The following is a 12,880-nucleotide window of genomic DNA, read 5'->3' on the forward strand; positions in this document are numbered from 1 at the left end:
TGCCACTTGTCGAATTTTCTTCATTTCTGTCTTCCTGGTCGCTTGTCGCTCCTGCCCAAGCCGCCTCTGCTTTTTGATTGTCCAGCTGCAGGGCTTAGAGGCAAATATCATAAGGCCAAACCGGCCAAGGAGGCAAAGAACGCCATCATGTCCGATTCGCCTTATGCCACCCGCCTCTAACCAAAGCCCTTCCGCATTTCAATTATCCAGCTCCGGCGGCTAGGAGCTCGAGGTCATAAGCTAAACTTACCAAAAAGGCAAAAAACGCCTTTCCGGTAAGTTCATCTTATGCTTGTCGCTCCTGCCCAAGCCGCCTGCGCTTTTAGTTTCAGAATATTATTTTTTCTCCATTCACGTGCGTACAGGCATTGATTTGTGCTATTATCAAAGGTATGAAAAATTGACAAACGTTAAAAGGAGTTATTAGAAGATATGAAGAGAAGAGTTGCCCGTGAGAAAGCTCTGCAAGCCTTATTTCAAATAGATATGAGTGGTATGGAACCAGAAGAAGCGTTGAAAAATGTGGTGGATGGAGAAGAAGTAGACGCCTTTTTGAAAGACCTCGTACTTGGTTTTGTAAAACATCAGGATATGGTAGACGGCAAAATCAGGGATAATTTAGAAAAATGGTCTTTTGACCGCCTCGCGAAAGTAGATCGGAATATTTTGAGGATCGGCGCTTATGAGTTATTATTTGTTGAAGATGTACCGGATAAAGTCGTCATCAATGAAGCCGTTGAAATTGCAAAAACCTTTGGCGATGATCAATCAAGCAAGTTCGTGAATGGTGTACTCTCTAAGGTAAGTCAATCTTAACAATGATAGGGGGCTGGTTATATGTCAGCTGATCTTATTGATGGCAAGCTTATTGCGAATTATTATCGTGAACAATTGAAAGAAACCATTTCTGAATTAAAAGCAAATGATGTGATCCCCGGATTGGCTGTTATTCTTGTTGGGGATAATCATGCCTCCCACACCTATGTGAGAATGAAGAGAAAAGCCTGCAGCAAGTTGGGAATCCATTCAGAGCTTTATCAGTTTGATGAATCATTAACGCAGGAAGAACTTGTCGATAAAATAGAAGAATTAAATCGAAGGGATCATATTCATGGTATCCTGGTTCAATTGCCTCTGCCTCAGCATATTAATCCGATCACAATCATTGAAACCATATCTCCCTCTAAGGACGTGGATGGATTTCACCCGGTTTCAATCGGAAAGATGGTTACGAATCAAGATACTTTCTATTCATGCACCCCTCTCGGCATCATCAAGATGCTCGAGTATGAGAATATTGATATCAAGGGAAAGCACGTGGTGATCTTAGGGAGAAGCAACATCGTCGGAAAGCCTGCCGGTCAACTTTTCCTGAATCGGGATGCAACCGTCACGTATTGTCATTCTAAAACAACGGGCCTCTCCGACTATACTAGAAATGCTGATATTCTCGTTTCCGCTGTCGGGAAGGCAAAATTGATACGAGCAGAAGATATCAAAAAAGGTGCAGTCGTCATAGACGTCGGAATGAACCGGGATGAGGAAGGGCAATTATGCGGTGATGTCGATTTTAATGGAGTAAAGGAAGTGGCAGGGAAAATTACACCTGTTCCAGGTGGAGTAGGACCGATGACCATTACTATGCTTCTTTACAACACGGTAAAATCAGCTCGATGGTGGCTGGTTGATCGCCAAAACCGATAAAAAATAGTACACTATATACAACAACTCAGAAGGGACGGCACATCAGCTTGTCCCTTTACGTATTCCTGCATGATAAAATCAGTGCAGAAAGTTGATTTTGGAGCGATTTATGCAACAACGTCACTCAATAAAGAATATGCATGGTCAAAGGAGTCAGGTGAGCATGGAACAGGATCAGTCGCGATATTTAACGGTACAAGCTCTGACAAAGTACATAAAACGAAAATTCGATAGGGATCCGCATTTGTCTAATATTTTTGTAAGGGGAGAAATTTCAAATTTCAAGCAGCATTCCAGCGGTCATATGTACTTCACTTTAAAAGATGACCGTGCAAGGATTCTCTCAGTCATGTTTTCAAGTAATAACCAACATCTCAAGTTCCGGCCAGAAAGCGGAATGAATGTATTGATACGGGGAGATCTGTCCGTCTATGAAGCAGGCGGACAGTATCAGATCTATGTGAAAGAAATGCAGCCGGATGGAATCGGTGAACTTTACCTGGCGTATGAACAATTAAAGGAAAAGCTTGAGAAAGCAGGTTACTTTGATCAAAGCAGAAAAAGAATGATACCGAAGTTCCCCTCAAGAATTGCGGTTGTGACTTCCCCGACGGGTGCTGCCATACGGGATATCATTACAACAATAAAGAGAAGGTACCCAATCTGTGAAATCCTGATTTTTCCTGCCCTGGTACAAGGCGAGAGGGCTGCCGGCTCTATTGCGGAAGCCATCAGAAAAGCGAATGAATATGAGGGAGTCGATGTGCTGATTGCAGGAAGGGGAGGCGGCTCCATCGAAGAACTTTGGGCATTCAATGAGGAAATAGTGGCCAAAGCAATTGTCGATTCGGCTATCCCTGTCATATCCGCTGTCGGGCATGAAACAGACTTTACGATTGCAGATTTTGTTGCAGACCTTAGGGCACCGACCCCCACCGGTGCGGGAGAGCTGGCTGTCCCTCACATCGATGACCTGCTTGAAAGGATCATGAACCGAAAATTAAGGATGATTAAATCATTTAAGGTGAAAATTCAAAGTGAGCGGAATCGATTGGACAGTTTATCAAAATCCTATTCGTTAAGGAATCCGCGTATCCTGTATCAACAAAAAGTTGAGCATGTAGACAGGCTGACGGACCAGCTGCAAAAAAATATCACACTGCATGTCAGGCAGCAAAAGGATGTTCTTACCGGACTGCACTCCAGACTTCAGCGTGTTCACCCTTCACAGATCCTGAAGATTCAGGAAGAAAGGGTGACATTTTTGCAGGGACAAGTGAACAAGCAGTTTAGAGCAGTGCTGAGGGAAAAGGGACATCGGTTTCAATCGGTCATTTCCACCTTGGATGCACTGAGTCCACTGAAAATCATGGACAGGGGATACAGCCTTGTCTATGGGTCAGATGGGGGATTGATAAAATCCTCACAGCAGGTAGCGAAAGGTGATAAACTCAAAATAGATGTAAAAGACGGAACAATACAATGTGAAGTAGATTTGGTAAAGGAGCGGGTTGAAAATGGCAAAAACTAAAGAAGAACTGTCATTTGAAGAGGCAATGGAGCAATTGGAAGGCATTGTTGAGCAATTGGAAGAAGGCGAGGTGCCTTTGGAAAAGGCATTGCAGTTCTATCAAAAAGGAATGGAACTTTCAAAGTATTGTCATGATACCCTCAACAAAGCAGAAAAACAGCTAACAAAAATGATCACGGATGAAGGAGAAAAAACCTTCGAAATCAAAGAGGGGGAGTAATGGGTGAGCCTTCATGTTGATCTAGGTACTTTTCAGCAAAAGTATAAACAAAAGATTGAAGAAGAGATGATCGGTTCTGTCCAGGAGAAAGCCATGCCCTCAACATTAAAAAATGCCATGGCGTACTCTTTGGAAGCCGGCGGAAAAAGAATCAGACCGCTTCTCTTATTAGCTGTCATTAAAGGATATGGAAAGGATCCACAGCTTGGAATGAAGACAGCGGCTGCGCTTGAAATGATTCATACATATTCTCTCATCCATGATGATCTCCCATCGATGGATGATGATGACTTAAGAAGGGGAAAGCCGACAAATCACAAGGTATTTGGTGAAGCTATGGCAATCCTCGCCGGGGATGGTCTGCTTACGCAAAGCTTTCAGCTTATTGCAGAAGACACCTTTCTTACCAGTGATCAAAAAATTAAGTTAGTGGGCCTCTTGAGCCGCTGTGCAGGCCCTGAAGGTATGGTTGGCGGGCAGGCAGCTGATCTTGAAGGGGAAAATAAAAAGCTGTCTGTTGCAGAATTGGAATCGATCCATGTTCATAAAACAGGGAAGTTACTTATTTTCAGTGCGCTTGCGGGAGCAATCATTTCAGGTGCTTCAGATGAAGAACAACACAAACTTGAAGAATTTGCCTATCATATCGGCCTGGCATTTCAAATTCAGGATGATATCCTCGATATTGAAGGAGCAGAAGAATTGATCGGAAAGCGGACCGGGAGCGATGAATCCAAACAGAAAAGCACCTATCCAGGGCTCTTGTCCATGCATGGAGCCAAGGGAAAACTTACGTTTCATTTTGATGAAGCATTGGTTTCCCTGGATGGACTCAGTATGGATACGGAATTGCTTAGGCAAATTGCCCATCTCATAGTCAACCGCAACCATTAAGGTTCTTTATTATTTGAGGAAATCATAAAATATGATATAATGTGATTATAAACATTTGGGTGGTGCAGTATTCTAGTCAACCCACCAATCCTGAAGGTGGGCCTAAAAATCCACTAAAGGGCACATCGATGAAGTTCCTGGACTTGGCTTGAGGCGCCCAGCTTTGGGTCATATCTGGGAGTAAGGCTTGAGGGCGATCCACAATGGCATGTGGGCGTTGACCCGCAAGCCGCGGAGGCTCTGTATCTTACGCTGGCATAAAGCATGTGCAATAAGTGCAGAGTATGAACCTGCGATTGTGATTTTGATCACTAGCAGCGTAGCCTGCCTTGAGTGAAGAGAGAGGGGATTATGGTTACAAAGTACACATCAGTTGGCCATTGATATGTGCTTTTTCGTCCATATGAAATCCTTTTTGCAAAAGAGGCTAAGGATTGTGTTAAGGGTTGTTGAGGAAAACTCCTAGACTGTTCATTGGACATATATCGGGGATTATAGTGCGGACTAAGTGGTAATCCAGTCTAGCTTGTGGTGACGCGGCTAAGTCGGGTTTAAAGGGAAACCGCCGGTATGGCAACATCCGGTACCTGATTGGGAAAACCTACTGGACCTAAGCTGCAATTTTTACCCTATATATGACCATCCAATTACATAGAATTCGAATGAATATTTTACACAGTAGAAACGGTGTGTGTAGACGATAATGAATGATACATTGAAAAACTCAATAAAATGGAGTGTCAGTATTGCCGTTATCACATTCGTGTTAGCGGCTATTTTTTCAGTTACATCCAATATGGTATTAAACGGTGTGGCCTGGGGTACGGGGTTATTCGTAGTGCTCATCATCGTATGCATCGGGATCTTCTTTGACATGTTGGGGATTGCTTCCACTGCTGCTGATGAAACCCCTTTTCATGCAATGGCAGCCAAGAAAGTATACGGTGCGAAATATTCGATCAAGATCGTAAGGAATGCGGATCGATTTGCAAGTTTCTGTAATGATGTAATCGGGGATATCTCAGGAATCATAAGCGGTACAGCCTCCGCCATCGTCATCATTCAATTAGCGGTTTCCTTCCAGCTGGAAGGCGGATCGATCAAGGAATATATAGTCAGTGTTACATTGACAAGTATCATCGCCTCTCTGACCGTTGGCGGCAAAGCTCTTGGGAAAACGTTTGCGATTACGTATTCAAAGGATATAATATTTAGAGTTGGCACCGTGCTTCAATTTATAGAAGATCGGTTCCATATTGTTCTGATTAAAGATAAAAAAGATCAAAAAAAGAAAAAGCGCAAAATCGAGAAACAAAATATATAGTCATGAAAGTGAGTGGACCCAATGGATTTACTATCAATAAAGGAGCCTTCTTTTTTGAAAAACATGAGTAAAGAGCAATTAGAAGAGCTCAGTCAAGAGATACGCCAGTTTTTAATTGAGAATTTATCGAAAACTGGAGGTCATATTGGTCCAAACTTGGGTGTCGTGGAACTGACTGTTTCCCTTCATAAACATTTTAACAGCCCCGTTGATAAAATCATTTGGGATGTAGGCCATCAATCTTATGTACATAAGATATTAACAGGGCGTGCGTGTCAGTTTGATTCGTTAAGGCAATATAAAGGGTTGTGCGGTTTTCCGAAGAGAAATGAAAGCGAGCATGATGTCTGGGAAACCGGCCATAGTTCAACCTCTCTCTCTGCAGCTATGGGAATGGCGATTGCGCGTGATGTGAAAAAAGAGAAATCATTCATCATACCTGTAATCGGGGACGGGGCATTGACAGGCGGAATGGCTTTGGAGGCATTGAACCATATCGGGCATGAAAAGAAAGATATGATCGTAGTCCTGAATGATAATGAAATGTCGATTGCCCCTAATGTAGGAGCCCTTCATAGTGTGCTTGGAAGGCTGCGCACTGCCGGTAAATACAATTGGGTTAAAGATGAACTCGAGTATATCCTTAAACGTATCCCTGCAGTCGGCGGGAAACTTGCAAGTACGGCGGAACGGGTGAAGGACAGCCTGAAGTATCTGTTTGTATCCGGCATGTTCTTCGAAGAACTTGGATTTACTTATCTAGGCCCGATTGACGGTCATGACTTTGAGGAGCTGGATGAAAACATCCAGTATGCCAAGAAGACGAAAGGACCTGTACTGCTCCACGTCATCACGAAAAAAGGAAAGGGATTCCATCCTGCCGAGTCTGACAAAAAAGGAGACTGGCATGGTACCGGACCTTATAAAATCGATACCGGTGATATTATTAAACCGGTCAATGCACCCCCTTCCTGGAGCGGTCTGGTGAGTGAAACGGTGAGAAAGATCGCGAGAGAAGATGATCGTGTAGTTGCCATCACTCCGGCAATGCCTGTCGGATCAAAACTTTTAGGATTTGCTGAAGAATTTCCTGAGCGGATGTTTGATGTAGGTATTGCAGAACAGCATGCAACAACAGTGGCTGCAGGTCTTGCGACTCAGAATATGAAGCCATTTTTGGCCATTTATTCTACTTTCCTGCAAAGGGCATATGATCAGGTCGTTCACGATATCTGCCGTCAAAACCTGAATGTTTTCATCGGAATCGACCGAGCAGGGCTGGTCGGGGCTGATGGAGAAACACACCAAGGTGTATTCGATATCGCCTTCTTGAGACATCTGCCTAATATCGTCATCATGATGCCGAAAGATGAAAATGAAGGCCAGCACCTGGTCAATACGGCAATGAATTATGATGACGGTCCGATTGCATTAAGATATCCAAGAGGAAACGGATATGGGGTTCCCATGGATCAGGAGTTGAAAACCATCCCGATCGGGAAATGGGAAGTGTTGAAAGAGGGCAATGACGTCGCAGTCCTTACTTTCGGCACTACAATACCGATGGCACTTGAAGCAGCCAATGAACTGGAAGACCAAGGAGTTTCAGTCCGTGTAATCAACGCTAGATTCATCAAACCGATGGATGAAGAGATGCTGAAATCAATCTTTGATGAAGACATTCCGGTCCTGACGGTTGAAGAAGCTGTCCTGCAAGGCGGATTCGGCAGTTCTGTGCTTGAATATGTCCAGGAAAACGGCTACCGGAATGCGGTAATCGAAAGAATCGGAATCCCTGATTATTTCATCGAGCACGGAAGCGTCAAAGAATTGTTAAACGAGATCGGTATGACGAAAGAAAATATCATGGATCGAATCCTGACAATCACTCCAAAAAAACAAAAAAGGGCTTAACTAATATATGAAGTCAAAAAAACAACGTGTAGACGTACTCTTGGTTGAAAGAGGACTTATTGATACAAGAGAAAAAGCAAAAAGAGCAATCATGGCAGGGCTTGTCTATTCAAATGAGGAGAGGCTGGACAAACCAGGTGAAAAAGTAAGTGAAGATGCCCAGCTTACAATCAAGGGTAAAATGATGCCATATGTGAGCCGGGGCGGACTGAAGCTTGAAAAGGCGTTGAAGGTGTTTGATATTGAGGTTGAAGATAAAGTCATGATCGATATCGGATCTTCGACAGGCGGATTTACTGACTGCGCCCTTCAAAATGGTGCAAAAATGTCCTATGCCATCGATGTCGGCTACAACCAGTTAGCCTGGAAGTTAAGACAGGATGAAAGGGTTGTGGTAATGGAAAGAACCAATTTCCGATATGTCACCCCCGCTGATTTACCGGGTGACATGCCCTCATTTGCATCGATTGATGTTTCATTCATTTCACTTTCATTAATTCTGCCGGTCCTAAAAACACTCCTGGTTCCGGGTGGAGATTGCATCGCACTGATTAAACCTCAATTCGAAGCGGGTAAAGAACAAGTCGGCAAGAAAGGGATCGTCCGCGATCCCAAAGTTCATAACGCTGTTATTGATAAAATCATGGACCTTGCTGTGAAAGAAGGATATGACATCCATGGGTTGTCATATTCCCCTATTACCGGCGGGGACGGCAACATAGAATTCCTTATCCATATCCGCTGGACTGGAAAAGAAAGTGAAGGGAAATCACTTCTCACCATCACTCCTCAACAAGTTATTGAAGAGGCACATAGTCAGTTTTAAGCTAATAATCAATGAAAGAGCAGACTGCCCTGAAGAGGGCAGTCTGTATTTTTTTGTTTCGTTTTCTATCTGAATAATAGGTATGCTTGATTGTAAAGTCTATCTAGCTGTTGGTTGGAGTGCAAGGCGAAGACTCCTGTGGGAAAAGCGGTGCAGGAGAGACCCCGCAGACGGAACGTCGAGGAGGCTCACCGCCCGCCCGCGGAAAGCGAAGTCTTGCACGTAAACCAACAGCGGTATGTAAGCTTGTGGCCGCCTCCGCTTTCATTGTCCAGCTCCGGGGCTTATGCCACCCGCCTCTGAGCAAAGCCGCCTCCGCTTTTCACTGTCCAGCTCCGGCGGCTAGCCCCTCGAGGTCATAAGCTAAATGGTCCTAGAAGGCAAAAGGCCGCCTTCTAGGCCCATTCATCTTATGCTTGTCGGGGCTGAGCGAGCCGCCTCCGCTTTTCATTGTCCAGCTCCGGGGCTTAGAGGCACATGTCATAAGCCAAAGCGGCCAAGAAGGCAAAAAGCGCCTTCCTGTCCGCTTTGGCTTATGCCACCCGCCTCTGAGCAAAGCCGCCTCCGCTTTTCTGTTGTACTTATCCTTTAAATAGGCTACTATAAGCGTAGAGGTATAAATATACAGGTTTAATTCTAGGTAAGAGGTGTGAGTTCTATGATGAACAAGGGACAAAGACATATAAAAATAAGAGAAATCATTACAAATAGAGATGTGGAAACACAGGATGAGCTGGTTGACAGCCTTAAGAACGCAGGCTTCAATGTGACACAGGCCACGGTGTCAAGGGATATCAAAGAATTGCATTTAGTCAAAGTGCCATTGATGGATGGGAGATATAAATACAGCCTCCCAGCGGATCAGCGGTTCAATCCTCTTCAAAAATTGAAAAGAACCCTGACGGATGCATTTGTCAAGATTGACACTGCAGGCCACATGCTTGTTATGAAGACTCTGCCTGGTAATGCGAATGCCATCGGTGCCCTTATTGATAATCTGGACTGGGAAGAAATCCTTGGTACGATTTGCGGGGATGACACATGCTTGATCATTTGCAGAACAGAAGACGAAACGAAGGTCATCACAGAACGCTTTCTCGAAATGTTATAGGCTGCAGTTTCGTTGCATTGAAACTGAATCAAAATCATTCTTTATGAGACGGGTGAAATCGATTTCACCCGCTTTTCCACTTTTAAAAAGAAATATTGTTTACAAAAGTGGAAAAAAGGTTAGAAATTCATAAACCACATTTTTACAGGAAGACAAATAAAAATAAAGACCTTATTAACTGAGGTGAATGTTTCTTGTTACAGGAATTATCCATTAAAAATTTTGCCATCATCGACTCTTTGGCCCTCTCGTTTGAAGAGGGACTCACTGTGCTGTCAGGAGAAACAGGTGCAGGTAAATCCATCATCATCGACGCAATCCATCTTCTTGTGGGAGGAAGGGGATCTGCTGAGTATGTTCGGCATGGAGAGAAAAAAGCAGAGATAGAAGGTTTATTTATTCTTGATGATGATGCGCATCCTTGTTATGAAAAAGCTTCAAGTTTCGGAATTGAGATTGAAGAAGGAATGATCGTTCTCAGGCGTGAAATATCCAATAGCGGAAAAAGTGTCTGCAGAGTAAACGGCAAGTTAGTCACAATTGCCATCATGAGGGAAATCGGCGGTGCGCTGATTGATATACATGGTCAGCATGAGCATCAGGAATTGATGAATGAACATCTGCACTTATCCCTTCTCGATCAATTCGGGGGTAAAGAAATACATGCTAATTTAGTCTCTTATCGGGAAATCTATAAAGAATACAGCACCATACACAAGCAATTGACCAGGATGAATGAAAATGAACAAGAGATGGCACATCGATTGGATCTTATTACGTTTCAATTGAAAGAAATTCAGGAAGCCGATTTAAAGCTGAAAGAGGACGAAGAGCTGCTTGATGAGAAACGGAAACTGATGAATTTCGAGAAATTATATGAAGCCCTTCAAACTTCTTATAACAGTATCCAGGGTGAAGGGAAAGGCCTGGATTGGACAGGCTTGGCTATGAGTCACCTGGAAACCGCTGCAGACCTAGACGCACAGCATAAAAAAACGCTCGAGGCGGTAACGAATGCCTTTTATGTATTGGAAGATGCTGTTCACCAAATAAGCGGAGAGTTGGATCAGCTGGAATTTGAGCCTGATCGCTTAGACCTCATCGAAACCAGATTGAATGAGATAAATGGATTGAAGAGGAAATACGGCACTTCAGTAGAGGAGATTCTTGCATATGGTTCCAAGATCGAAGAAGAAATCGAGACGATCTTGAATAAGGATTCACATATCGCAGAACTTCAAAATAAATTGCAGTCCCTTGAGAAAGACTTAACCATAGAAGCAAAAAACCTGACTCAATCCAGGAAGAAATGGGCAAAGAAATTAACTGTGAGCATTCATGAACAGTTAAAGCAGCTCTATATGGATAAAACAAAATTTGAAGTGCGCTTCAGCGGAAAAGATGAAGAACCTTTCTCCTTTTCCCATTTTAAAAAGGATGGATGGGATCAGGTGGAATTTTATATTTCCACCAACCCTGGCGAGCCGCTGAAGCCGCTATCCAAGGTTGCTTCAGGAGGAGAGCTTTCAAGAATCATGCTTGCGCTTAAGACGATTTTTTCGAAACATCAAGGAATCACATCCATTATCTTTGACGAAGTGGATACCGGTGTAAGCGGAAGGGTGGCCCAGGCCATTGCCGAAAAGATTTACCAGGTTGCAATCCATTCACAGGTGATGTGTATCTCCCATTTACCGCAAGTGGCTGCAATGGCTGACAGTCATTTGTTTATATCCAAAAAACTGATTAAAGGGCGCACGAGCACATCTGTCAAGCGTTTGGAAGAAGACGAAAAGGTAAAAGAAATTTCCCGGATGATTTCGGGTGTGGAAATCACCGATTTGACACAAGAGCATGCAAAAGAGCTGCTGCAATTGGCAAGTTCCATAAAAGAGACATGAGAAGCTATCCATACAGGGTAGCTTTTTTTCTTTATTACCAGTTATAAATACAGCTTTTAAAGGCAAAATTAAAACTGTAGCCAAGTAAGTGATTGTGCATTTGAAGCGAGGAGAGTGAAAATAGTGAGTTTAGACTGTTTAAGGAAATATATAGGTGGAATTCTCCTTGTTTCGCTTTGTTTTTTTGGTTTTTATGAACCTGTTCAACAATTAGTCAATATACCGAATTCGATCAGAGTAATGGAAGGGGATCAAGTTGCTCTCCCCAAGACAGCATCCGTTACTGCTATGAGTTCGTTTACCAATAAGAATGTACAAGTCGGCGAAGAAAAAGGACTTCTGTCCATCCAGGGAAAATCGGTTGGAAAAGATGAAGTCGTGCTTGAGTTGGCCGGTCTTCCGATCAAGAAAGTCAATGTGGAAGTACTGAAGGATTTCAAAGTCATCCCAGGCGGTCAATCAATTGGAGTCAAATTAAATACTGTTGGGGTGCTGGTGGTAGGCCACCATTTAGTCGACACAGCAGAAGGTAAAGTATCTCCCGGTGAAAAGGCCGGTATCCAGGTTGGGGATATGATCACTGAAATTAACGGCAAGAAAATTGAACAGCTTGCAGATGTTGCTCCTTTTGTTCAAAAAGCTGGAGAAGATGCCAAAAGTATGGAAGTTGTTATTAAACGTGAAGATGAAATTGTAAAAACGTCGCTGCTGCCCCTGAAAGAAAAAGGGGAGGACGCATATAAACTCGGATTGTATATCCGCGATTCTGCAGCCGGGATCGGAACGATGACATTTTTTGATCCTCTCTCCAAGAAATATGGAGCACTTGGACATGTAATTTCAGATATGGATACGAAAAAGCCGATTGTGGTGGAAGACGGTGAAATCGTTCATTCCGAGGTAACTTCCATTGAGAAAGGCAGCGGAGGGAAGCCGGGAGAGAAACTTGCTCGTTTTTCGGCAGACAGAAATGTAATCGGAAATATTACGCGGAATAGCCCATTTGGAATCTTCGGGGAGCTCAATCAATCGGTTGAAAATGATATTTTGGATAAGCCGATGAAGATTGCGCTGTCACATCAGGTAAAAGAAGGTCCTGCAGAGATCCTTACGGTTGTGGATGGAAATAAAGTGGAGAAATACGGTGTTGAAATTGTGAGTACGATTCCTCAAAAATTTCCTGCCACTAAAGGGATGGTCATCAAAGTCACTGACCCTGAGTTATTAGAAAAAACCGGTGGGATTGTGCAAGGGATGAGCGGCAGTCCGATTATTCAAAATGGCAGGCTGATCGGTGCAGTCACGCATGTATTCGTCAACGACCCAACAAGCGGATATGGTGTCCATATCGAATGGATGCTGAGCGAAGCGGGAATCGATATCTATAAACAAAACCATGAAAGAGCAAGTTAACTTTTTCAAACCCTTATATAGTGCCGGTACAAACGGTGCTTT

11 protein-coding genes are annotated in these 12,880 nt (G+C 43.5%); all 11 read left to right on the forward strand.

Going from position 1 to position 12,880, the window contains the following annotated elements; translation table 11 throughout:
• Positions 1–432 precede the first annotated feature (432 nt).
• The 11 genes from nusB to spoIVB all read left to right on the forward strand — a co-directional run bounded on the left by nusB (position 433) and on the right by spoIVB (position 12,838).
• Complete coding sequence (gene nusB / locus HWX64_RS18985) at positions 433–816, forward strand: transcription antitermination factor NusB (RefSeq protein ID WP_175991083.1); 384 nt, start codon at positions 433–435, stop codon at positions 814–816.
• A gap of 21 nt (positions 817–837) precedes the next feature.
• Positions 838–1,704 (forward strand): bifunctional methylenetetrahydrofolate dehydrogenase/methenyltetrahydrofolate cyclohydrolase FolD, encoded by an 867-nt coding sequence (gene folD, locus HWX64_RS18990; RefSeq protein ID WP_175991084.1) that lies wholly within the window; start codon positions 838–840, stop codon positions 1,702–1,704.
• A 163-nt stretch (positions 1,705–1,867) separates the two neighbouring features.
• The gene (gene xseA / locus HWX64_RS18995; protein ID WP_175991085.1) at positions 1,868–3,235 is read left to right on the forward strand and encodes an exodeoxyribonuclease VII large subunit; all 1,368 of its coding nucleotides are present in this window, start codon (positions 1,868–1,870) and stop codon (positions 3,233–3,235) included.
• Positions 3,222–3,455, forward strand: coding sequence for an exodeoxyribonuclease VII small subunit (gene xseB, locus HWX64_RS19000; RefSeq protein WP_175991086.1), 234 nt, complete (start codon positions 3,222–3,224; stop codon positions 3,453–3,455). Before xseA ends, xseB begins: the two co-directional genes overlap by 14 nt.
• A gap of 3 nt (positions 3,456–3,458) precedes the next feature.
• Positions 3,459–4,349 (forward strand): polyprenyl synthetase family protein, encoded by an 891-nt coding sequence (locus HWX64_RS19005; RefSeq protein WP_368495599.1) that lies wholly within the window; start codon positions 3,459–3,461, stop codon positions 4,347–4,349.
• A gap of 703 nt (positions 4,350–5,052) precedes the next feature.
• Positions 5,053–5,673 (forward strand): hypothetical protein, encoded by a 621-nt coding sequence (locus HWX64_RS19010; protein ID WP_175991087.1) that lies wholly within the window; start codon positions 5,053–5,055, stop codon positions 5,671–5,673.
• Positions 5,674–5,694: 21 nt separating this feature from the next.
• Entirely contained in the window at positions 5,695–7,587 is a 1,893-nt protein-coding gene (gene dxs, locus HWX64_RS19015) for a 1-deoxy-D-xylulose-5-phosphate synthase (protein ID WP_175991088.1), read from the forward strand.
• Between the two features lie 7 nt (positions 7,588–7,594).
• Positions 7,595–8,413, forward strand: a complete 819-nt coding sequence (locus HWX64_RS19020) for a TlyA family RNA methyltransferase (protein ID WP_175991089.1) — start codon at positions 7,595–7,597, stop codon at positions 8,411–8,413.
• Between the two features lie 661 nt (positions 8,414–9,074).
• Positions 9,075–9,524: a transcriptional regulator AhrC/ArgR gene (argR, locus tag HWX64_RS19025; protein WP_175991599.1), complete on the forward strand. Its 450-nt coding sequence runs from the start codon at positions 9,075–9,077 to the stop codon at positions 9,522–9,524.
• A gap of 194 nt (positions 9,525–9,718) precedes the next feature.
• Positions 9,719–11,425 (forward strand): DNA repair protein RecN, encoded by a 1,707-nt coding sequence (recN, locus tag HWX64_RS19030; RefSeq protein ID WP_175991090.1) that lies wholly within the window; start codon positions 9,719–9,721, stop codon positions 11,423–11,425.
• 123 nt (positions 11,426–11,548) lie between these two features.
• Positions 11,549–12,838, forward strand: coding sequence for a SpoIVB peptidase (gene spoIVB / locus HWX64_RS19035; RefSeq protein WP_175991091.1), 1,290 nt, complete (start codon positions 11,549–11,551; stop codon positions 12,836–12,838).
• Positions 12,839–12,880: the final 42 nt, after the last annotated feature.

Origin of the sequence: Bacillus sp. Marseille-Q1617 (assembly GCF_903645295.1) — a bacterium.
In the GTDB taxonomy this organism is placed as follows: domain Bacteria; phylum Bacillota; class Bacilli; order Bacillales; family Bacillaceae_B; genus Rossellomorea.